This window comes from Mesorhizobium sp. P2_E9 (genome assembly GCF_056403815.1).
In genome coordinates, this window is record NZ_JBFUET010000006.1 from 270532 (window position 1) to 292704 (window position 22173).

Genomic DNA, 22173 nt, shown 5'->3' on the forward strand with positions numbered 1-22173 from the left:
GAGTAAGTCAAATCTTACGAAATGAGCTTGCGCATGGTGATCGAGGTCGGCCTGGCGTAGCCCTCATGCGCCGTCCGCTCGGCTTCGTGAAAGCCGAGGCGGGCAAAGGCGGCATGATTGGCGGTGAGCTCAATCCTCGTCTGAAGCTCCAGCGCCGCCTTGCCGCGGTCGAGCGCGAGATCTTCGACCGCCCGCATCAGCCGCCGGCCAATGCCTAGCCCCTGGCAGTCCGGCGCGACGGCGAGCTTGCCGACATAGAGATCGTCGGCCCTTTCAAGGGCAAAGACGCAGCCGACGATCCTGTCGCCGTCGAGGGCCACGAAGCCGGTCTCGCGCCCGGCCTTGTCGCGCAGTCCATCGACGGTGAGCAGATGGGCCGAGGACGGCGGGTCGATGACGCCGTCCATGAAGGCGAAAGCACGCATGATCAGGGCAAGCACCTCGTCCCAGCGGACGAAATCGGCCGGGATGCGGTCGATGGAGAGGGGCATGGTCCGCTCCAAGATCAGCGCCTGGCGTAGCGGATCGTTTCGAAGCGGGCGGAGAGCGCATCGTACAACAGCAGCCGGCCGACCAGCGGCTCGCCGATACCGGTGATCAGCTTGATCGCCTCCATTGCCTGCAGCGTGCCGACGACGCCGGTCAGCGCGCCAAGCACGCCGGCCTCGGCGCAGGATGGCACCAGGCCCGGCGGTGGGGCTTCGGGAAAGAGATCGCGATAGCCAGGGTTCGGCTTGCCATCCTTGCTGTCTTCGAAAGGCATCAGCACCGTCACTGAACCGTCGAAGCGGCCGACGGCGGCATGCACCAGCGGTTTGCGCTCGTTCGCACAGGCGTCAGCCACCGTATAACGGGTCTCGAAATTGTCGGAACCGTCGACGGTGATGTCATAGCCGGCGATCAAGGCAGGGGCGTTGTCTGTGTTCAGCCGGACTGTGTGCGTCTCGACCGTGGTGTTGGGATTGATGCGGGCGATTGCCGCCTTGGCGCTGAGGGTTTTCAGCATGCCGACCGTATCGGTGCCGTGGATGACCTGGCGTTGCAAATTGGAGAGCGACACGGTGTCGTCGTCGACGATGCCGAGCGTGCCGACGCCGGCCGCCGCAAGATATTCGAGTACCGGCGCGCCCAGTCCGCCGGCGCCGATCACCAGGACCCGCGCTTGCTTGAGCTTCTGCTGGCCCGCGCCGCCGACCTCGGGCAGCACGATGTGGCGGGCATAGCGTTCGATCTCGTCAGCGGTGAGCGCGGTGGTCATGTCAGGACCATATAGCGGCTGAAAAACCTTGTCAGGCGTCTTCGGTTGGCCCAACCGTGCCGTGGTCGACGGTCAGGAACTGCGCACGCCCCTTGAGGCTGGAAAACAGCGCGGCATCGGTTCCCGTCATGAAAGCCTGGCAGTTCAACTCCTCCAGGATCGAAAACAGCGCCGCCCGCCGTCCGCCGTCGAGATGAGCGGCGATCTCGTCGAGCAGCAGGATCGGCGTCATGCCCGACATCTCGCCGGTCAGCCGGGCATGCGACAGGACGATGCCGACCAGCAATGCCTTCTGCTCGCCGGTCGAACAGAGCTCGGCCGGCATTGCCTTGGGCCTGTGCCTCACCAGGAGGTCGGAACGGTGCGGGCCTTCGAGCGTTCGTCCCGCGGCGCGATCGCGATCACGGCCACCGGCAAGCGCCCGGCGGAACCGCTCCTCGACATCGACCGCCGGCGCGGTGGAAACCTCGGTTTCCAGATCGCCTGAAAGGCTGATATCGGCCTGTGGGAATGGTCCCGTGTCGGGCAACCTGTCGATCATCGCGGCGAGCAGGCGCACCAGTTCGGCGCGCGCTGCCGCAATGGCGACGCCGGTTTCGGCCATCTGTGTCTCGATTGCTTCGAACCAGCGGTCGTCACGAGAGCCTTCGGTAAGCAGGCGATTACGGCCGCGCATCGCCTTTTCGTAGTCGAGCGCCCGCTGGCCGTGGCCTGGGTCGATCGCCAGCACCAGCCGGTCGAGAAAGCGCCGGCGGTCAGCGGCCGGTCCGGTGAACAGTGCATCCATGGCCGGCGTCAGCCACACCACGCGCAGCCATTCCAGCATGTCTTCGGCCGATCGGGCCGTCGCACCATTGATGCGAACCCGCCTGCCGCCTTCGCCCTCGCCAATCGAAATGCCCGTGCCGATCTCGATCTGGCCGTCGGGTCCGTCGAGCCGGGCGTGCAGGGCAAAGCCGCCGTCGCCGCCTTCGCGTGCGACATCGGCGTAAGGCGCACGGCGTAGGCCGCGCCCGGGCGTTAGCAAGGAAATTGCTTCGAGGAGGTTGGTCTTGCCGGCACCATTGTCGCCGGAAAACACCACGGCGCCCGGTGCGAGATCGATCGTCAGCGTCGCATAGTTGCGGAAATTAGTAAGTGTAAGCTTACTTATATGGGTTTGTGCCGGCAACCGCTATCCGCCTGTAGAAGTCGCCATTGTTTCCGCTGCCGGTCCCGTAGCAGAGCCGGATCGATGATGCCGTGCCGGGCTATACCCGCATCGGCATCAGCACGTAAAGCGCGGTCTCGTCGGCCATGTCGTGGATCAGCGTCGGCGAACCGGCATCGGCCAGCATGAATTTGGCTTCCGTGCCGGTCAGCTGCGCGGCGACATCGAGCAGATATTTGGCGTTGAAGCCGATCTCGATCGGGTCGGAAGAATAGTCGGCCGCCAGTTCCTCGGTAGCGCTGCCCGAATCCGGGTTGTTGACCGCAAGCGTCACCTGGCCTTCGCTGATCGAAAGCTTCACCGCGCGGCCGCGTTCGGAGGAAATGGTCGAGACACGGTCGACCGCGGCGGCAAAGCTCTGGCGGTCGATGATCAGCTTCTTGTCGTTGCCGGTCGGAATGACCCGCTGATAATCGGGGAAGGTGCCGTCGATCAGCTTCGAGGTCAGGACCACGCTGCCGATGGTGAAGCGGATCTTGGTGTCCGACAGCTCGGTGGTCACGGCGACATCAGGGTCGTCGACCAGCTTCTGCAGCTCGCTCACCGTCTTGCGCGGAATGATGATGCCCGGCATGCCCTCGGACCCCGCCGGCGCGTCGATTTCGGCGCGCGCCAGGCGGTGGCCGTCAGTGGCCACCGAGCGCAGCTTCAGCTTGCCGCCGACGTCATGCGTGTGCAGGTAGATGCCGTTGAGATAATAGCGCGTCTCTTCGGTGGAAATGGCGAACTGCGTCTTCTCGATCAGCCCCCTCAGGGCAACCGAGTCGAGCCGGAAGATATGCGAGAAGGATCCGGCCGAAAGTTCGGGAAAGTCGGATTGCGGCAGGCACTGCAGCCGGAAGCTCGAGCGGCCCGACGTCACCGTCATGGCGTTGCCGTCCTCGTCCGTCTTCAGCATCACCTCGGCGCCGTCCGCGAGTTTGCGCACGATGTCGTAGAGCAGGTGCGCCGGAACCGTCGTCGCCCCGCCGCGCTCCACCTTGGCGGGCGTCGCTTCCGTCACCTCCAGGTCGAGATCGGTGGCCTTCATTTCGAGGCTGGCGCCCTCGGCGTTCAGCAGCACGTTGGACAGGATCGGTATCGTGTTGCGCCGTTCGACCACACGGTGGACGTGGTTGAGCGACTTCAGGAGATTTGACCGTTCCAGGATAACACGCATGACGAAACAGGCTCGCTTGAAAGGATGAGCGGGTCTCCGGCTGGCGGCGCCCCGCGAAAGGTCTGAACAGGCTCAGAATCTGCGTAAACTGACAGGAAAAAGCCAGCAAACGCAAGCCCGCGCCACCGGTTACGGCCGGCTGCACGGGCTTTCTGGGGATAAAGACTCAGATGACCGCCGGCCAGTGTGCTGAATCCCGAATCCAGATCGTCGCCAAGCTCTGTTTTGACGCAATTCCCAAGGGAAAGCGCTACGCGCCTTTCCCGGGAAAACCGTTCACACTTTTCCTGGAATTGCTCTGGGCCTCGAGCCCATTTCAGGGGCGCGGCCAGGCAGGCAAGCCATTGAATTCCAGTGCGGTTCCGGCTTGCCTGTCCTGAGCCGGTCAGGCCTGGTCGTTGATCAGCCGCCGCAGCAGCTCGAGTTCCTGTGCCAGCGTGTTGTCGTTGCCGGAAAGGTCCTCGATCTTGCGCACGGCGTGCAGCACCGTGGTGTGATCGCGGCCACCGAAGCGCCGTCCGATTTCGGGCAGGGAGCGCGGCGTCATCACCTTCGACAGGTACATGGCGACCTGCCGTGGCTTGACGATCGTGCGCGTGCGTCGGTTGGACAGCAATTCGGTCTTCGACACGTTGTAATGGCGCGCCACGATGCGCTGGATATCCTCGATGCGGACCCGCTTCGGCTCGCCCGTGCGATAGATGTGGCCGAGGATCTCGTCGATGCGGTCGATGGTGATCTGCGGCTCGAACGACTGGCGAAACAACAGCTGATTGAACGCGCCCTCCAGTTCGCGTCCGCTGCCGGTCACGGTGCGGGCGACGTGGTTGAGGATTTCTTCGGAAATATCGAGCGACGCGTCGTCGACCCTGGCCGTTGCCAGGCGCAGTTTGAGCATGCCGAGGCGCATGGCGAAATCGGGCGCCGACATTTCGAGCGCGACGCCGCCATTGAGGCGCGAGCGGACGCGCGGTTCGAGCGATTCCAGCTCGGACGGCGGCCGGTCGGCGGCGACAACGACCTGCTTGGCGCTGTCGAGCAGCATGTTGATCAAATGGCAGAATTCGTGCTGGATCGACTTGCCCTGCAGGAACTGCATGTCGTCGATGATCAAGAGGTCGATGTCGCGCAGCTGCTCCTTGAGCGTCAGTGCATTGTTGTCGCGGATCGCGGTGGCGAAGCGCCACATGAAATATTCCGCGGTGAGATAGACGACGCGGGATTTCGGGTTCTGCTTCAGCGATTCCGCCGCGATGGCCTGCAGCAGGTGGGTCTTGCCGAGCCCTACGGTCGCGTGCAGGAAAAGCGGGTTGAAGCGCACGGCGCTCGACTGCGATTCCGCCACGGCCTTTGCGGCGGCGAAGGCCACCCGGTTCGACGGGCCCTCGATGAAGGAACCGAACGTGTAACGCGGATCAAGCGGGGATCCCAGCACGTTGTGGCGGAACTCGGTCTCGACCGCAGCACCTGGGCGCGGCACGGGAGGCCGTTCCACCCTGCCGGGGCTCACAGTACCGGCGGCAAGCGCCGTCTGCGTCTGTCGTGTCATCTTGCGTGCCGGCGCCAATTCCGGTTCGACAGGGCTGCGCCCCTGGCGGGTGGCCGTGCGCACCACGATCTCGATTTTGAGGAGATCGGCATCCTCCTGCTTCCACAGTTCGGAGATGAGGTCGAGATAGTGGCCGTTGATCCACGAGCGCAGGAACGCGGTGGGCACCGAGATGCGGACAATGCCCTTGGACGCCTCCGCGACCTTCATGCGGCCGAACCAGCTCGAATAGACTTCAGCCCCCAGACGCGCCTTCAACTGGGTCTTGACCCGGTCGAACTTCTGTTCCGCGTCGCTGGAGACCGCCATCTCGTTTGCTCCGATCAAAGTTCCAGGAAATGGGAGGTCGCCCGTAAGCTCCCTTTCGATGCCGCTCTGCATGATCGAGTTCCTTGCTTTTCTGTACCTGTTTTCCGCTGGGGATGCGCCTCCTGCATCCGTTTTTCCAGCGACTATGTCTTCGCTACGATGCCCGTTGCCGCCGCCGGCAATGAACGTCGCCCACTATTCGGAGGGAACCGGTGCCGGCCCATGGAAGCCAGTCCGCGTTGGGTATGTCAGGGCAATACAACACCGTCCGGCGAAAGAGCGCCGGCGCGTCGTCTACCTGCCATGTCTAGTTACGCCAGTCCCCTTACCCACATCAAAAAAGACAAACCAATCCCGTTCACGGACTTGATCCGCGTTGCAAATCCGGCCAATTTACGCTGGCTGATTCGGACTGGGTTAAGGGCCACAGGCCCGTCCCTCTTGATGACCCAACATTACCGAAATCGCTGTGGATAGGGCAAGGCCACCCCTAACTGATTTTTAAGGAATCTGGTTACCTCGGGCTGGTTCGAGCCGCATGCCGCAACGCCATATTTTGACAAAGCCATTGTGATTCAAACCCTTTTCCGGCGAATATGAAAAAGCCGGGCCGGCGCGAAATATTCTGAAATAATTCGCTTGACAGCCAGTTGTCCTCCCGTCCCCTTGGGACGCTGTGGACAAGCTGTGGATGACCATGGCTAAATATCTGAAAAATATAGCTTATTTTTGATAGTTAAGAATTTTCAAGCCGCCGTTTTTCAAGCATGTCAACGATCAGCAGGCATGTATGTGCCGGCAAAGCATTTCGAAGACTGGAATCCGCTTTGGGCACCGTTTCCGAGCATTCTTTTTAAGTACTTGCCGGCAAACGAAAAAACCCGGCACGACCGGCCGGGTTTCAAAGAAGCTTAATCTGTAAAGGCGATGTCAGGCGGACAGCACCTTGAGGCGCGCGGCCAGACGCGACACCTTGCGGGACGCGGTGTTCTTGTGGATCACGCCCTTGGTCGCGGCACGCATCAATTCCGGCTCGGCGACCTTGAAAGCGGCCTGTGCGGCAGCCTTGTCACCGGAGGCGAGTGCCTCCTCGACCTGGCGGACGTAGGTGCGCACGCGCGAGCGGCGGTTCTTGTTGATCGCTGCGCGGCGGACGATCTTGCGCGTTGCCTTTTTGGCCGAGGATGTGTTGGCCATGATGCCTCTCTTCTGATCTGGTCGGCGCGCGCGGCATGCCGCAGGGCGCAAAAAACAAACGGGCAGCCACAGGGCCGCCTCGGTTGGTGCAGCTTATAGTTCAGCTTTTCCGGCGCGTCAACGCTGCCTGGCGTTCTTTTTGGCCGACGCCACAGGGTTTCGATCGCTAGCCGGCAACGCTCTACCGATTGGTGAAATTCGGCTTCCGCTTTTCGGCGAAGGCGGCCATGCCTTCCTTCTGGTCTTCGAGCGCGAAAAGCGAGTGGAACAGGCGGCGTTCGAACCGCAATCCCTCGGCCAGCGTCGTCTCATAGGAACGGTTGACGGCTTCCTTCGCCATCATCACCGACGGCAGCGAGAAATCAGCGATCTTGGCCGCCGCCTTGACCGCCTCCTCGACAAGGTCGGCTGCGAGTACGACCCGCGACACCAGGCCTGAGCGCTCGGCCTCCGCTGCATCCATCATCCGTCCGGTCAGGCACATGTCCATCGCCTTCGACTTGCCGACGAACCGGGTCAGGCGTTGCGACCCGCCCATGCCGGGAATGACGCCGAGCGTGATTTCGGGCTGGCCGAATTTGGCGGTGTCGGCGGCAATGATGAAGTCGCACATCATTGCCAACTCGCAGCCGCCGCCGAGCGCATAGCCGGCCACTGCCGCAATGATCGGCTTGCGCGTCCGCGTGAACTCTTCCCAACCTGCGAAGAAGTCCTGGCTGTAGGCGTCCACATAGGAGATCGCCTGCATCTCCTTGATGTCGGCACCAGCAGCAAAGGCCTTGTCGGAACCGGTAAGAACGATGGCGCCGATGCCAGGATCGGCGCCGAAACCGTTCACGGCTGCGACGAGTTCAGCAAGGATCTGGGAATTCAGAGCATTGAGCGCCTTTGGCCGGTTCAGCGTGATCAGTCCGACCTTGCCGCGCGTCTCGGTGATGATCGTTTCATAGGCCATGGCTGCTTCTCCTCGCTAGACCCCGGTCTAACTCAGCTCTGACACGTCCGGCAATAGAAGGTCGAGCGTCCGCTCTGCACGATGCGCTCGATGTGGCCGCCGCAGCCGGGCTTCGGGCAAGGCTCACCCTCGCGGTCGTAGACGGCGAAGGAATGCTGGAAATAGCCCAGTGATCCGTCGGTGTGCACATAGTCGCGCAGCGACGACCCGCCGGCGGCGATGGCATCCGATATGACCGAGCGGATCGCCTCGGCCAGGCGTTCGCTTTGTCCCCCGGCCTTCTTGCCCGGCTTGGCGATGGTGCCCGCCTCGCGCAAGGGCGACAGGCCGGCACGCCAGAGCGCCTCCGAGACGTAAATATTGCCAAGTCCCGCGATCAGCTTCTGGTCAAGAAGCGCTGCCTTCAGCGGCGATCTGCGGCCTTTCAGCAACGAGGCGAGCAGCACGCCGTCCAGCGCATTGCCCGTGGGCTCGACGCCCAGTCCCGCCAGCATCGGATGCGTCTCCGGCGATCCTTCCGCAAACAACATGAAACCGAAGCGGCGCGGGTCGTTGAAGATCACACGGGATCGGGCGCCGTTGGCGGCGACGACATCGAACACGACATGGTCGTGCGCCGTGCTTTTCGAGCGTTCGTGGTGGAACACGCCGGGTGTCTCGCCGTCGTCGTCGGTCTCGATGCGAAAGGAGCCCGACATGCCGAGATGGCAGATCAGCACCGGGCCGTCCTGGACATGCATGGTCAGATATTTGGCCCGGCGACCAAGCGCCGTGATGGTCCTGCCGGTCAGCCGTTCCGAAAACCGTTCGGGAAAGGGAAACCGCAGATCCGGCCGTCGCGCCTCGACCTTGGTCAGACGGGCACCTTCAAGGACTGGCTGCAGGCCACGCCGGACTGTTTCGACTTCGGGCAATTCAGGCATGGCCGCCAATCATCGCATGGAAAGAAGTGCCGTGGCGGCCAGGCGCCAGCCCGAGGTGTTCGGCGACGGTCTCGCCGATATCGGCGAATGTCGTTCTCAGTCCGATGTCGCCACCTGTCAAACCGGGTCCCGTGCCGATCACCGGGATGCGTTCGCGCGTATGATCTGTCCCTCGCCAGGTCGGATCATTGCCATGGTCGGCCGTCAGGATGAGAAGGTCGCCCTGCCGCAGCTTTACGAGTGCTTCCGGCAGCCGCCGGTCGAAGGCCTCGAGCGCGGCGGCATAGCCGGCGACATCGCGGCGATGGCCGAATTCGGTGTCGAAATCGACGAAATTGGCGAAAACGAGATCGCCGTCACCAGCATCATCCATCGCACCGAGCGCCTTGTCGAACATGGCCATGTTGCCAGCGGCCTTGCGCACTTCCGAAATACCGCGATGAGCGAAGATGTCGCCGATCTTGCCGACGGCGATAACGCGGCTTCCCCGCGCCGTCAGCCGGTCGAGCAAGGTCGGCTCCGGCGGCGGCACGGCGTAGTCATGGCGGTTGTAGGTCCGCTGGAAGGTGGCGGCGGTCTCGCCGACGAATGGCCGCGCGATCACGCGTCCGATCCTGAGCGGATCGACCAGCCGGCGCACCACCTGGCAGAATTCATAAAGCCGCTCCAAGCCGAAATGGACTTCATGCGCGGCGATCTGCAGGACCGAGTCGACTGAGGTGTAACAGATCGGCTTGCCGGTGCGGATGTGTTCCTCGCCGAACCGTTCGATGATCTCTGTGCCCGGCGCATGGCAGTTGCCGAGAATGCCTGAAACCTCGCCCTCGCGGATCATCGCCGCGGTCAGATCAGCCGGAAAGGCGGGAACCGTGTCCGGGAAATAACCCCAGTCGAATCGCACCGGCAGGGCCGCGATCTCCCAGTGTCCGGAGGGCGTGTCCTTGCCGCTCGAAACTTCCTGCGCCGCGCCATGGAACGCATTGGCGAGCAGATCCGTCCCGAAATGGGCAAAACCCAATCCTGTCGCCGTCTCGGCCGCCTTGCCAAGCCCGAGCGATGCCATGTGCGGGACAAACAGCGGCCCTTGTCGAAGCCCCTCGCGATCCGCGCGCCCTTCGGCGCAAGCTTCGGCGATGTGCGCGAGCGTGTTGGCGCCGGCGTCGCCATAGCGTTCGGCGTCGGCCGCGCCGCCGACGCCGACGGAATCCAGGACAAAGAGAAAAGCACGCGCCATCGGGTCATTGTTGCCAGTGTGGACGCCCAGACATAGGGTTCCACGGCGGCATTGGCAATTCGGAAACCAAACGGCAAGGGCTTGGCGCGATAGTGGGCATGGATCGAATAAAACGCAGGGCCGTCTTGTCATGAACGCTGCGCTGAAGGCGTGCACCGCTCTCATGGTCGTGCATGGCGCCCTTTGGTGTGGTCCGGCGTGGGCCGACTGGCGTGATGATATCGGCACATTTCGCATCGGCATCGTCGCCGAGTCTGGCGCCGGCAACACTGTTCCGGGGCTGGCGCTGTTGACGCAATCCTTTACCAACGCGCTTGGCATGAAGGTGGAGTTCGTCGTTGCGCGCGATTATGCGGCACTGATCGAGGCGCAAGCCAACGCCCGGATCGAGTACGCCATCTATTCGGCGACGGCCTACGCTACGGCGCTGCAGCGTTGTGGATGCATCGAGCCGCTTGTGGCGCCGGTCGATTCCGACGGTGCGGCGGGCATCCGCTCCGTGCTGCTGACCAGGGACGGCAAGCTGTCTGACCTGGCGGCGATGGTGAAGCACAGGATCGCCATGCCGCCGCCGGACGGCGTCGGGGGCTCGCTTTTGCCGCTGGCGGAGCTGGCCGCCGAACACGTCAAGATCGCCGAGGATGCCCCGTTTCTGATCCATGCCGATTCGACGTCCGCGGCCGAAACCATGCTTGTCGACGGCCAGGCCGACGCCTCGTTCGGCTGGGTGAGGGCGGCAGCCGACGGCCAGCCGCTGCTATCTGGTGGCACGCAGGCAAGGCTCGAAGCAGCCGGCCTTTCGTCGTCGGCTCTCCAGGTCGTGTGGATGTCGGGTCTGCTGAGATACGGTCCCCATGCCGTACGCAGCGATCTCGACCCGGAAGCCAAGCGTCGGCTGACCGTGTTCCTGACCAACCTCAAATCGACGACGCCGGATGTATACGATCTCCTGGAATCGAAACACGCCGGCGGCTTCCTGACCGTGGCCCCAAAGGATTATGCGACGGCGCAAGCCATCGTGCGCCTGGTGTCGACCGATGGTGGGCAGCAGTAGAAGTCTTCAGCAATCGCCGCAGGGGATCGTCAGGCTTCTGCGCGGGCGCAGATAGTAGGTCTCGCCCATCGGGATCGTCGTGGTGAGGGACTGGGTCAATCCAAGCTTTGTCTGGGTGTCCGTCGTCCAGCCGATAATAGGCGCATAGCTCAGATTGCTGTCGACGCGGATCAGGAAGGTGCCGGCCACCCTGAGCGTTGTCGGAACCGTGGTGGCTGTGCCTGCGGCGGCCCCGACGCTATAAACGCCACTGGCAACCTTGCGTGACCACACCACCAGGACCCTGGGCGTCGCATCGGTGGTGACCTGTATTGCCGTGATGGTGATGTTCGGTGTCGAACGGTTGTAGGGCTGGATGGTCGAGGTGCCGATTTTCATGATGGCGTCGAGGTCCGCCTTGACGATGGTCGACTGCTGCGTGACGAGGTCGGCGACCATGCTGCCGATGCGGCTGACCTTCTTGCTGGTCTCGATGGCCTGCGAAGCCTCCATGGTCATGAAGTACATGACCAGCAGGATCGGCACGATAAGAGCGAATTCGACCGCCGCCACCCCACGGCGATTGGAGCAGAATCCGACTGCCTTGCTCCAGAGTCCGGCAATTCCCGGATGTGCCCCCGCACGCATCATGCCATTGCCTTTTTTCTTGTTGGTGCTTCCGTACTCAATTGTCGAACGGCTCGTTCTGCCAGGTCACCGACGCAAAATGCAGCGTCCTGCCACCATTCAGATTGGCCATCGACCTGGCCATCAGATCGGTCACGACAGGCCATTTGTAGAAGACCCGCAGCATGTTCTTGGATTCCGCCAGGCCAGGCGTGTTGGCGAAAGTCTGTGAGTTCGTGCCTTGCATCAGCACGACATCGCCGTTCTGGATCTTGAAGCCCGCGGTGGCCGCGTCCGCGAAAGTCGGATACTCGCGAAGGTCCACGAGCAGCTGTTGCGGGCAATCCGTGGAGACGATGATCTGCAACCTGTCGCAGATCAGGGTCGTCAATTTGGTCCCGGCGACATCGGCCGGTTTTAACTGGCCCGTGCGCAACTGGCGCGCAACATCGTCGGTGATGTTGGCCATCACTTCCTGGCCGGCAAAAGAGATGCAGCTTTCAAGGATGCCAAAGACAAGCAGCGCGAACGGCAATGCAAGAATTGCGAATTCGATGGCCGTGCTTCCACGGCGGTTGCGAACGAAGCGCTTCAAAAACCCGGCGCGCTCCACCTTGTGCTGACCTGTCGAGCCGAATTCGTTGCCCATACCTTGTTCCTGCCACCCCTGGACGGTTCCGACAGGTGTATTAGCGCAAACCAATTGAGGTCCGGTTTGAATGATTGTTAAAGTCGGCGCGAGTGTCTTAACCGGCCGGTAACCCGGGCGCATGCTGCGACCGCGCAGCCTATTTGCCGACGTTCATCTCGGCTTCGGAGGATTTTTCAGCCTCGCTCTTGTAGGAGCTTTCGCAATAGGGCGTGCAAGACATGGTCTGGACCTCGGCACGCCGGTAAATGCGAACCGACGAGGCTGCCTGCCGCACGACGGTAACCTGTGCGTCGACGATCGGGCTGCCCTCCTGGTCGAGAACGACGAGATTGGTGACACCGAAACCCTTGCCGGTGAGCACGATCGTCGAGGCGTCCTGGACCGAGGCGTCGGCGATTGCCGGGTTGCCGACGACGATCGTGTCGGCGGGGCGCGACAGTTTCACGATCTTGGCCTGATTCATGGTGACTTCTATATCGGCAGCGGCTTTGGCGGGCGTGATCAAGCTCGTGGCGGCAAGAAGCACGGCAATCAGGATTGAGGATCTCTGCACGGCCATCGAGGCGCTCCACAAGCAAACTGTTCAACGGAACATGAACGAGATTGGTGAACCAACGGTTAAGTCGGCTTGCTGGTGCCGGATCTGGCGACCGGCATGGTTGCTCGCATGGCCAGATCCACGCCGGGTTACAAGCTTCCTCAAGCCCTTGCCGTTTGCGGCGTTGGCCTTGGGGAACGGTACTTTAGCCGGCGCTTAGCATGGAGTTAACCACGCACTCTGATCGCGCCGGGAAAGGAATCGGTAAGGCTGTTTATTAAGCCGATCGAAAGAGCTTCTCCCTAGATTGGCAAGCATCCGATCAACCATCACAGAAGTTGACGGAAGTGCTGTAACACGTGGAGTAGGAGCTCTCAAATGTCTAACCTTTTTGCACGTTTCGTGAAGGACGAATCCGGCGCGACCGCTATTGAATATGGTCTGATCGCCGCTCTCATCGCGCTCGCCATCATCACCGGCGCCGGCGCCCTTGGCAATGCAATCAACGCCAAGTTCACCGCGATCGGTACCACGCTGAACTCCAGCGGTAGCTGATCTGCGGTACTGCTGACAATCAGCTCGTTTCTTGCAGCAAGGGCCGCCAACTGGCGGCCCTTGCTTCGTTTTACCTGCTGCAGAGCCAGTTCTGGTCCCGATTTTTAGGGAACCGCCTCATCAATCGTTAATCGAAAAAAACTAGGCTTGGCTCATTGGAATTGAACCTTAGGCGCGACACCGATGCTTGAAGCCCTGATCTTCGTCGTCTTTCCGTTCTGCATGCTGTTTGCCGCGATCTCCGACATGCTGTCGATGACGATTGCCAACCGCGTGTCGGTGCTGCTTGTCGTCGTCTTCGCGCTGGTTGCACCGCTGACGGGTATGGAATGGGCAGCCTATGGTTGGCATTTCGCCGCCGGCGCCCTGGTCCTTGCCGTGACGTTCGGCCTGTTCGCGATGGGTGGCATGGGTGGAGGCGACGCCAAGCTGCTGGCCGCAACGGCCGTGTGGATGGGGTTGAACATCCATCTCGTCGAATACCTGGTGGTCTCGACAATGATCGGTGGCCTGCTGACGCTCGCCATCCTGCTTTACCGGAAGTCGCCGCTGGCGGTTATTACCGGCCGCAATGCATTCCTGCGTCATTTCGCGGATGACACCACCGGGGTTCCCTATGGGATCGCGCTCGGCCTTGGCGGGCTGCTGACCTATCCGGATTCGCCCTTGATGGTGTGGGCGCTGGCAAGGCTTGCGAGCTGAACGCCATCTGATTTCCGTTACCCCGGACCGCGTTGCCCGACCCCTTTGAAAAAGAGCCGTGGCTAGGCTCTTTGCGTTCGTGGCGGGGCGATCGAGCTAATTTATGTAAACCTTAAATTAATCACGATCGTAAGCATTACATTAACCTTGTTTTGACGATTGCCGCTGCAAAGTCCGGCTTGGCTACGTGGTTTGCCAAGGGCGAGGGTTCGGACAGATGCCAGCATCCCGACTGATTATTCTGAGCGTGGCGGTGGCCGCGGCGGGTGGCGCTGGCTATGTCGCAAAAAATATGGTCGCCGCCCCGCCGCCGCAGATCGTCGTCGATTCCGGCCCGCAGGCTCCCGCCGTGGCCCTGCAGGACGTTCTTGTGCTCTCGGGGGATGTCTCGATGGGCAACGCGCTTCAGAACAACATCTCGTGGCAATCCTGGCCGGCCGACGGCGTCAACGCGAATTTCATCACCAAGGCCAATGCTCCCGACGCCCTGGAGAAATTGAAGGGGTCGATTGCCCGTGTGCCGATGTACGCGGGCGAGCCCGTGCGGCGCTCCAAGCTGATCGGCGAGGGGCAAAGCTTCATGTCGTCCATCCTGCCTTCCGGAATGCGGGCGGTCGCCACAACCATATCGGCCGACACTTCGGCCGGCGGTTTCATCCTTCCAAACGATTTCGTCGACGTCATCATGACCCGCAGGGCGGATGCCAGCGGCGGCGGCACCGGTTTCAACACCGAAACCATCCTCAAGAACATCCGCGTCCTGGCAATCGACCAGACCATCCAGGAGGACGAAGAGGGCAAGAAGACCAGGGTTGGCCAGACCGCCACGCTGGAGCTGACGCCCAAACAGGCGGAGATCATCACCGTCGCCCAGCAGATGGCGGATCGCCTGACGCTGGCGCTGCGGGCGATCACGGACACGCAGGAAAAGAATGTGGACGAGGCCGACTATCTCGTTTCCGGCAATGGCCGCAAGGGAACGGTGAGATTGATCAAGTCGGGTGAAGTTTCCGAAGTAGGGGCAAGGAAATGAGGCTAAGCGATAAACTGCCGGCAATCGCAGCCGCGGCATTCGGCCTGCTGCTCGTCGGAACGAATGTGCAGGGCGTTGTCGAGGCGAAGAGCACGCATGTGACGGCCACGACCGCCAGCCAGCGGGTCAAGCTCGGCCTCAACAAATCGGTGGTCATAGACCTGCCGAGCGATGCCTACGACATTCTTGTCGCCAATCCGACCGTAGCCGATGCGGTGACCCGCACTGCAAGGCGTATCTACCTGTTCGGCAAGGCGGTCGGCGAGACCAACATTTTCGTCTTCGGTCCGAACGGCGAACAGATCGCCAGCCTGGATCTGGCCGTCGAACGCGACGTCGCGGGCCTGGAAGACTACATCAAGCGCTTCATTCCGACCTCGGCCATCAAGGTGGAACTGCTGAACGACAACGTCGTTTTGACAGGAACCGTCGATACGCCGCTGGACGCGAAGCGAGCGGTCGACCTGGCGACGATCTTTGTCTCGGGCGGTGAAGCGACGACGGGTCAGTATTCGCAGACCGCGGCTGGCGGCTCGGCCCAGAGTGGCGTCGACATCAACAATCCCGACCAGGAACGCCGTACCAGCAAGATCGTTAATCTGTTGCAGATCATCGGTGACGACCAGGTTACCCTGAAGGTTACCGTCGCCGAAGTCAGCCGCTCGGTCATGAAGCAGCTCGGCGTCAACATGATAGGCAGCGGCGGCAGCAACGGCATCAGCTACGGCGCACTCAGTGACCCTTTCACTGGTCTTGGCAAGCCGCTGTCGAACGCGGGCTTAAGCATCGGCAGCTCGGCGCTGCAGGCCTATATCAATGCCATGGAGGAGTCCGGGGTCATGAAAACGTTGGCGGAGCCGACGTTGACGGCGGTATCCGGTGAGAAGGCCACCTTCAAGGTCGGTGGCGAATACAACATGGTGACCAATGTCAGCGCCAACGTATCGCAGGACAACCAGACCGGCCTGAAAACCTACACTGTCGAAAAGGTCGAGTACGGCATCGGCCTCGAATTCCAGCCGGTGGTTCTGTCGCCCGGTCGCATAAGCCTGAAAGTCAGAACCTCGGTTTCCGAACCGACGACCGAGGCGTCCGTGTCGGCCTCCACGGACAATAAGAGTATCGGCATGAACGCCCTGTCACTGCGCAAGCGTCTCGCGGATACCACGGTTGAACTGCCCTCGGGCGGCTCCATGATGATCGCAGGCCTGGTGCGCGACGATGTCAGACAAGCCGTCACCGGCTTGCCCGGGCTGACAAAAATCCCAGTGCTCGGCGCGCTTTTCCGCAGCAAGGACTTCGTGCGCAACGAGACCGAGTTGGTGATTATCATAACCCCCTATCTGGTGAAGCCGGTGGCACGCAACGATCTCGCCAAGCCGGACGACAATTTCAACCCTCCGAGCGACGGCGCCGGCATGTTCCTTGGCAAGGTCAATCGCGTCTACGGCACCATGCAGACCGACAAGCCCAACGGCCGGTACCACGGCGTTGTCGGCTTCATCTACAAGTGAATGAGGAAGCGGACATGTCTCAGTCAGCGTTGAAGACCAGGACCATCGCCTCGACGATGCGAGCGCTGCCGATCCTGGCGGTGGCGATGACGGCTTTGCTAGCCGGTTGCGCCCAGCGCGACAGCATCACCGTCGGCGCCATTCCGGACGACTATCGCACCAACCACCCGATCGTCATTGCCGAGAAGAACCAGAAGATCGACCTAGCCGTCGGTGCCGGCGACCGCGGCATGACCGGCTCGCAACGCGACACACTGCTGGGTTTCCTCGACGGCTACGACAAGAGTGCCGCGCCGACACTGACGATCCAGATTCCCAGAGGATCGGCCAATGAGATGGCGGCGTCGGCGGCCGGCCGTGATTTCGCCAGGCTCGCGGTCGCCAGCGGCGTCAAGCGCAACCGCATCGTCGTGGTCTCCTATCAGGCTGGATCGAGCGAGATATCGGCCCCGGTTCGCGTCTCCTTTATCGCGGTGAGAGCCCAGACCGACAAATGCGGACGCTGGCCCGACGATCTGGTCGATACGTCGGAAAACAAGCACTATGCCGACTTCGGCTGCTCCTATCAGAACAATCTCGCGGCCCAGATGGCAAACCCGGCCGACCTGCTCGGGCCGCGCAAGCAGACCACAATCGACGCGGAAAATCGTGGTGCAGTGATCGATGTCTACCGCAGCAGAGGTATTTCGGATGAATTCCTCGGCAATTCGGAAGTGACGTACTGAGCCGAGCCCTCGAGGAAAGAAGCCACGGAAAGAGCATGACCATGAGCAACCTTGCCTATGACGCCACCGTGGACGGCGGTGATACATCGCCGCAGGACATCGCAGCGATGCAGGCGTTGCGCCCGGTTCCGCGCATCTCGATCCAGGCATTCTGCGAGACCGAAGGCGTTGCCAATCCGGTCGAGCGCGCCGGCGAGGACCGCCGCATGACCAAGGCGCATCTCAAGGTCCATATGGGAGGCGTTCCCACGGCCATCGAGTTCTATCAGTCGGCGCCGACGCCGAACCTGATCCTGCTGGAGTCACGCAGCGAACCCAAGCAATTGCTGGAGCAACTCGCCCAGCTCTCGGAATACTGTGATCCATCCTCGAAAGTGGTGGTGATAGGCCACTACAATGATGTCGGTCTCTATCGCGAGCTCATCCGCTCCGGCATCTCCGAATATGTCATCGCACCAGTGTCGATGGCCGACATCGTCAGTGTCGTGTCGTCGATTTTCGTCGATCCGGAGGCCGAACCGCTCGGCCGTTCGGTCGCCTTCGTAGGCGCCAAGGGCGGCGTCGGCTCTTCCACCATCGCCCACAATGTAGCCTGGGCAATGTCCACCCTGTTCAAGTCCGAGGTCGTTGTTGCCGACCTCGACCTCGCCTTCGGCACGGCCAACATCAATTTCGACCAGGATCCGGCACAAGGCATCGCTGAAGCGGTATTCTCGCCTGAACGCATCGACGAAGTCTATCTCGACCGGCTGCTGACCCAATGCGCCGAGCACCTGTCGTTGCTCGCGGCGCCCTCGACGCTGGAACGCGTCTACGACTTCGATCCCGATGCCTTTGCGCAACTTGTCGATACCGCGCAGCGCAGCGTGCCACTTCTGGTGCTGGACGTGCCCCATATCTGGACGGGCTGGGCCAAGAACACGCTGGTCAAGGCCGACGAGATCGTGATCACGGCGACGCCGGAACTGGCCAATCTGCGCAACACCAAGAACCTGGTCGACATGCTGAAGCGGCTTCGCCCCAACGATCCACCACCGAAGCTGATCATCAACCAGGCCGGCGTCCCCAAACGGCCGGAAATTTCACCGAGCGATTTCGCCGAGCCGCTCGGCCTGACGCCGATGTCGGTCATCGGCTTCGATCCGTTGCTGTTCGGCAATGCCGCCAACAACGGTCGCATGCTCGGCGAGATGGATGCCAAGAATCCGATCGTGGCCATGATCAATGAGATTGCTCATGTGCTGACCGGCCGCAGCGAGATCCGGACGAAAAAGAAGGCTGGCCTGGGCAGTCTGCTCGGCAAGCTCTCGCGAAACAAGAAGTGACGCAGTGGGGTCGGTAGTCGATCATGTTCGGTAAAAGAGGCAACGACGACGGCAACCGGTTCACGCCGGAATTCCGCCAGCCAGCACCGGCGCCGGTCGCCCCGCCGCCCGCGGGTTCGGCGGACACGGCGGTTGTGGCCGCCCGGCCCGTGGCACCGCCGCAGCCAAGCGCACCTGTCGCGCCGCCCGCGCGCCGCGCGGTCGAGGCGCCGCCCATCGCGCCGGAGGCGAGGCGGGGTCGCGAAAAGAGCGAAACCTACTACGACACCAAGAGCCAGGTTTTCTCCGCGCTCATCGACACGATCGACCTGTCGCAGCTCGCCAAGCTCGAACCCGAAAACGCGCGCGAGGAAATCCGCGACATCGTCAACGACATCATCGCGATCAAGAACTTCGCGATGTCGATTGCCGAGCAGGAGGAACTGCTCGATGACATCTGCAACGATGTGCTTGGCTATGGGCCGCTCGAGCCATTGCTCGCCCGCGACGACATCGCCGACATCATGGTCAACGGGTCGAAGAACGTCTACATCGAAGTCAACGGCAAGGTCGAGCAGACCGGCATTCGCTTTCGCGACAACCAGCAGCTTCTCAACATCTGCCAGCGCATCGTCAGCCAGGTCGGCCGCCGTGTCGATGAATCCAGCCCGATCTGCGACGCACGCCTTCCCGACGGCTCCCGGGTCAACGTCATCGCCCCTCCGCTCTCCATCGATGGAGCCGCGCTTACCATCCGAAAATTCAAGAAGGACAAGCTGACGCTCGATCAGCTGGTCAAGTTCGGCGCCATTTCCCCGCAGGGAGCCGAGGTCCTCAAGATCATCAGCCGCGTTCGCTGCAACATCGTCATCTCGGGCGGCACCGGCTCGGGCAAGACGACACTGCTCAACTGCCTGACCAACTACATCGACCGCGAGGAGCGTGTCATCACCTGCGAGGACTCGGCCGAACTGCAACTGCAGCAGCCGCATGTCGTGCGCCTGGAAACCCGCCCGCCCAACCTCGAAGGCGAAGGCGAAGTGACGATGCGCGACCTGGTCAAGAACTGCCTGCGCATGCGGCCCGAGCGCATCATCGTCGGCGAAGTGCGCGGACCCGAAGTGTTCGATCTTCTGCAGGCGATGAACACCGGCCATGACGGCTCGATGGGAACGATCCACTCGAACAGTCCGCGCGAATGCCTGAACCGCATCGAATCCATGATCGCCATGGGCGGTTATTCGCTGCCACAGAAAACGGTGCGCGAAATCGTCGTCGGCTCCATCGACGTGATCATCCAGGCGGCGCGTCTGCGCGACGGATCGCGCCGCATCACCCACATCACCGAGGTTATCGGGATGGAAGGCGACGTCGTCATCACCCAGGATCTCGTCCTCTACAACATCAAGGGAGAGGACGCCAATGGCAGGCTGCTGGGCGAACACGTTTCGACCGGTATCGGCCGCCCGCATTTCTGGGACCGGGCTCGCTACTACGGCGAGGAACAGCGCCTCGCCACCGCGCTCGAGGCGATGGAGAAACGTGCTGACTGAGGTATGCGCTGGCGTGAAGGTTCTGGTCGATGTTTGGAATTGACGGCACCGTATTGGCGTTTGTCGTGCTCGCCGGCTTCAGCGCCGGCGCGGTCGCCTATGCATTCCTGTTCACCCAGATCAGCAATGAGAAACAGGCAGGCAAGCGGCTTGAAACGATCAAGGCCGCGGAGACGGACCGTTCCATCGTCAAGGCCACGCGCGACCGTGCGGCGGACGCGGCCAAGCGCCGTAAATCGGTGCAGGATTCGCTGAAGGACCTCGACGAGAAGCAGAAAACCAAGGACAACGCCGTCAAGAAACCGCCACTGAAAGCCCAGCTTCGCCAGGCCGGCATGAAGGTTTCGATCGAACGTTTCTACATCTATTCCGCCATATGCGGCATAGCGTTGGCGGTGGTCGCCTTCGTGGCCGGGGCGCCGCTGATTGTTGTACCAGGCGTGCTTTTGGCCGGCGCGCTCGGCCTGCCGCGCTGGTTCGTCTCGTTTCGCCGCACGCGCCGGGTCAAGGCATTCCTCAACGAATTTCCAAACGCCCTCGACATCATCGTGCGCGCGGTCAAGTCCGGCCTGCCGCTGAACGATGCCATACGCCTGATCGCCAACGAATCCCCCGAGCCGGTGAAGACCGAGTTTCGCCGCATCGTCGATTCGCAGCAGATGGGCCTGTCGATTCCCGATGCGACCTTGCGCATGCCCGAAACCATGCCCTGCACCGAGGCGAGTTTCTTCGGCATCGTCATTCAGATCCAGTCGCAGGCCGGCGGCAATCTGTCCGAGGCGCTGGGCAACCTTTCACGTGTGCTTCGCGATCGCAAGAAGATGAAAGCCAAGGTCCAGGCACTGTCCATGGAGGCGAAGGCGTCCGCCGCCATCATCGGTGCGTTGCCCTTCATCGTCGCTTTTCTCGTCTATCTCTCAAGCCCGAATTACATGTTGCCGCTGTTCAACACGAGTGTCGGCAACCTCATTCTCGGTTGCGCTGGCGTTTGGATGTCGATCGGCATTCTCGTGATGCGCAAGATGATGAACTTCGAAGTCTAGGACCACGGCATGACCGAACAAGTCATCAAATCGCTGACTGATCCGACGCTGCTGATCGCACTGCTGGTTGGCATTGCCGTGTTCGCGACCGTCTTCACGCTGCTGCCGGCGTTTGGCGGCAACCAGCTCAAGGCGCGCATGAAATCGGTCGCGCTGGAGCGCGATGAGCTTCGCGCCAAGCAGCGCGCGCGGCTTGCGACCGAGGCCGATCGCCGCCGCAAGGGTCTGCGCGAGCAACAGTCGGTCGGCATGCGCAACATCGTCGACCGGCTCGACCTGCGGCGCGCCCTGGCCGACGAGAGCACCTTGCAGAAGCTGAAGGTCGCCGGCTTCCGGGGACAGAACCCGCTGACGCGTTTTCTCTTCTTCCGTCTGGTGCTGCCTTTTGTCGGCTTCGCACTGGCTCTGGTCTACATATTCGTGCTCGGCGGGTTGCCGGACAAACCATTGGTCATCCGGCTGTTCGTCTGCGTCCTCGTTGCCTATGGCGGCTTCTACGCACCGGTCATCTATGTCAACAACCGCGCCACCAAGCGCAAGCAGTCGATCCAGATGGCCTGGCCGGATGCGCTCGACCTGATGCTGATCTGCGTGGAGTCGGGCATGTCGGTGGAGGCGGCACTGCGCAAGGTCGCCGACGAGATCGGCGCGCAGTCGGTGGCTCTGGCGGAAGAATTCATCCTGACCAACGCCGAGCTCTCCTATCTGCAGGAGCGCAAGCAGGCCTATGAGAATCTTGCAAGCCGTACCGGTCTGGAATCGGTTAAATCGGTGTCGCAGGCGCTCGTCCAGGCCGAGCGCTACGGCACGCCCGTGGCGCACGCGCTGCGCGTGCTCGCCGCCGAAAGCCGCGACATGCGCATGAACGCCGCCGAGAAGAAGGCCGCCGCCTTGCCGCCCAAGCTCACCGTGCCGATGATCCTGTTCTTCCTGCCGGTGCTTTTCGCCATCATCCTGGGCCCTGCCGGCATCCAGGTCAGCCAGCGCGGCATCTTCGGCGATCATTCCGGGGCGGCTGCACCGTCCAGCCAGTAGGAGACAGGGCAATCCCTGCACAAATGCGAAAGCCGCGCTGCATCCAGCGCGGCTTTCTTCTGTTG

The 22173-nt window shown here is 62.0% G+C and carries 23 protein-coding genes; 11 read left to right on the forward strand and 12 right to left on the reverse strand.

The window, feature by feature from the left end:
* Window positions 1–14 precede the first annotated feature (14 nt).
* The 4 genes from AC1D05_RS13225 to dnaN all read right to left on the reverse strand — a co-directional run bounded on the left by AC1D05_RS13225 (window position 15) and on the right by dnaN (window position 3627).
* A complete protein-coding gene (locus AC1D05_RS13225) occupies window positions 15–491 on the reverse strand; it encodes a GNAT family N-acetyltransferase (RefSeq protein WP_477441138.1) in 477 nt (158 codons plus the stop codon).
* Between the two features lie 14 nt (window positions 492–505).
* Window positions 506–1258: a molybdopterin-synthase adenylyltransferase MoeB gene (locus AC1D05_RS13230; RefSeq protein ID WP_477441139.1), complete on the reverse strand. Its 753-nt coding sequence runs from the start codon at window positions 1256–1258 to the stop codon at window positions 506–508.
* A 31-nt stretch (window positions 1259–1289) separates the two neighbouring features.
* Complete coding sequence (gene recF / locus AC1D05_RS13235; RefSeq protein ID WP_477441140.1) at window positions 1290–2429, reverse strand: DNA replication/repair protein RecF; 1140 nt, start codon at window positions 2427–2429, stop codon at window positions 1290–1292.
* Window positions 2430–2508: 79 nt separating this feature from the next.
* The gene (dnaN, locus tag AC1D05_RS13240; RefSeq protein WP_477441141.1) at window positions 2509–3627 is read right to left on the reverse strand and encodes a DNA polymerase III subunit beta; all 1119 of its coding nucleotides are present in this window, start codon (window positions 3625–3627) and stop codon (window positions 2509–2511) included.
* A 170-nt stretch (window positions 3628–3797) separates the two neighbouring features.
* Between dnaN and AC1D05_RS13245 the strand changes: the two genes are divergently transcribed.
* A complete protein-coding gene (locus AC1D05_RS13245) occupies window positions 3798–4007 on the forward strand; it encodes a hypothetical protein (protein ID WP_477441142.1) in 210 nt (69 codons plus the stop codon).
* A 5-nt stretch (window positions 4008–4012) separates the two neighbouring features.
* On the opposite strand, the gene dnaA is transcribed toward AC1D05_RS13245, so the two are convergent.
* The 5 genes from dnaA to AC1D05_RS13270 all read right to left on the reverse strand — a co-directional run bounded on the left by dnaA (window position 4013) and on the right by AC1D05_RS13270 (window position 9794).
* Window positions 4013–5557, reverse strand: coding sequence for a chromosomal replication initiator protein DnaA (gene dnaA, locus AC1D05_RS13250; protein WP_477441143.1), 1545 nt, complete (start codon window positions 5555–5557; stop codon window positions 4013–4015).
* An 858-nt stretch (window positions 5558–6415) separates the two neighbouring features.
* On the reverse strand, window positions 6416–6682 hold the full coding sequence (gene rpsT, locus AC1D05_RS13255) for a 30S ribosomal protein S20 (RefSeq protein ID WP_027043520.1): 267 nt from the start codon (window positions 6680–6682) through the stop codon (window positions 6416–6418).
* A gap of 181 nt (window positions 6683–6863) precedes the next feature.
* Window positions 6864–7637, reverse strand: coding sequence for an enoyl-CoA hydratase (locus AC1D05_RS13260; RefSeq protein WP_477441144.1), 774 nt, complete (start codon window positions 7635–7637; stop codon window positions 6864–6866).
* Window positions 7638–7669: 32 nt separating this feature from the next.
* Complete coding sequence (gene mutM / locus AC1D05_RS13265; protein ID WP_477441145.1) at window positions 7670–8560, reverse strand: bifunctional DNA-formamidopyrimidine glycosylase/DNA-(apurinic or apyrimidinic site) lyase; 891 nt, start codon at window positions 8558–8560, stop codon at window positions 7670–7672.
* On the reverse strand, window positions 8553–9794 hold the full coding sequence (locus AC1D05_RS13270; RefSeq protein ID WP_477441146.1) for a phosphopentomutase: 1242 nt from the start codon (window positions 9792–9794) through the stop codon (window positions 8553–8555). The genes mutM and AC1D05_RS13270 overlap by 8 nt, the downstream gene beginning before the upstream one ends.
* A 130-nt stretch (window positions 9795–9924) precedes the next feature.
* On the opposite strand from AC1D05_RS13270, the gene AC1D05_RS13275 reads away from it, so the two are divergent.
* Window positions 9925–10848 (forward strand): phosphate/phosphite/phosphonate ABC transporter substrate-binding protein, encoded by a 924-nt coding sequence (locus tag AC1D05_RS13275; RefSeq protein WP_477441147.1) that lies wholly within the window; start codon window positions 9925–9927, stop codon window positions 10846–10848.
* Window positions 10849–10854: 6 nt separating this feature from the next.
* Here the strand turns inward: AC1D05_RS13275 and AC1D05_RS13280 are convergent, their stop codons facing one another.
* The 3 genes from AC1D05_RS13280 to AC1D05_RS13290 all read right to left on the reverse strand — a co-directional run bounded on the left by AC1D05_RS13280 (window position 10855) and on the right by AC1D05_RS13290 (window position 12665).
* Window positions 10855–11478: a TadE/TadG family type IV pilus assembly protein gene (locus AC1D05_RS13280; RefSeq protein ID WP_477441148.1), complete on the reverse strand. Its 624-nt coding sequence runs from the start codon at window positions 11476–11478 to the stop codon at window positions 10855–10857.
* A gap of 34 nt (window positions 11479–11512) precedes the next feature.
* A complete protein-coding gene (locus AC1D05_RS13285; RefSeq protein ID WP_477441195.1) occupies window positions 11513–12103 on the reverse strand; it encodes a TadE/TadG family type IV pilus assembly protein in 591 nt (196 codons plus the stop codon).
* 139 nt (window positions 12104–12242) lie between these two features.
* Window positions 12243–12665, reverse strand: coding sequence for a pilus assembly protein N-terminal domain-containing protein (locus tag AC1D05_RS13290; protein ID WP_477441149.1), 423 nt, complete (start codon window positions 12663–12665; stop codon window positions 12243–12245).
* Between the two features lie 357 nt (window positions 12666–13022).
* On the opposite strand from AC1D05_RS13290, the gene AC1D05_RS13295 reads away from it, so the two are divergent.
* The 9 genes from AC1D05_RS13295 (at window position 13023) to AC1D05_RS13335 (ending at window position 22108) form a co-directional block, all read left to right on the forward strand.
* Window positions 13023–13199 carry a Flp family type IVb pilin gene (locus AC1D05_RS13295; protein WP_208697455.1) on the forward strand — a complete coding sequence of 59 codons (177 nt, stop codon included), beginning with the start codon at window positions 13023–13025 and terminating at the stop codon, window positions 13197–13199.
* Between the two features lie 183 nt (window positions 13200–13382).
* On the forward strand, window positions 13383–13901 hold the full coding sequence (locus AC1D05_RS13300; RefSeq protein ID WP_475453607.1) for an A24 family peptidase: 519 nt from the start codon (window positions 13383–13385) through the stop codon (window positions 13899–13901).
* Window positions 13902–14118: 217 nt separating this feature from the next.
* Window positions 14119–14934 carry a Flp pilus assembly protein CpaB gene (gene cpaB / locus AC1D05_RS13305; RefSeq protein WP_477441150.1) on the forward strand — a complete coding sequence of 272 codons (816 nt, stop codon included), beginning with the start codon at window positions 14119–14121 and terminating at the stop codon, window positions 14932–14934.
* Entirely contained in the window at window positions 14931–16448 is a 1518-nt protein-coding gene (locus tag AC1D05_RS13310) for a type II and III secretion system protein family protein (RefSeq protein ID WP_477441151.1), read from the forward strand. The genes cpaB and AC1D05_RS13310 overlap by 4 nt, the downstream gene beginning before the upstream one ends.
* Before the next feature lie 14 nt (window positions 16449–16462).
* Window positions 16463–17173 carry a CpaD family pilus assembly protein gene (locus AC1D05_RS13315; RefSeq protein WP_477441152.1) on the forward strand — a complete coding sequence of 237 codons (711 nt, stop codon included), beginning with the start codon at window positions 16463–16465 and terminating at the stop codon, window positions 17171–17173.
* Window positions 17174–17208: 35 nt separating this feature from the next.
* Window positions 17209–18498 (forward strand): CpaE/TadZ family protein, encoded by a 1290-nt coding sequence (locus AC1D05_RS13320; RefSeq protein WP_477441153.1) that lies wholly within the window; start codon window positions 17209–17211, stop codon window positions 18496–18498.
* Between the two features lie 23 nt (window positions 18499–18521).
* Entirely contained in the window at window positions 18522–20030 is a 1509-nt protein-coding gene (locus AC1D05_RS13325; protein ID WP_477441154.1) for a CpaF family protein, read from the forward strand.
* A gap of 29 nt (window positions 20031–20059) precedes the next feature.
* Window positions 20060–21073: a type II secretion system F family protein gene (locus AC1D05_RS13330; protein WP_477441155.1), complete on the forward strand. Its 1014-nt coding sequence runs from the start codon at window positions 20060–20062 to the stop codon at window positions 21071–21073.
* A gap of 9 nt (window positions 21074–21082) precedes the next feature.
* A complete protein-coding gene (locus AC1D05_RS13335) occupies window positions 21083–22108 on the forward strand; it encodes a type II secretion system F family protein (protein WP_477441156.1) in 1026 nt (341 codons plus the stop codon).
* The last annotated feature ends 65 nt before the right edge of the window (window positions 22109–22173 follow it).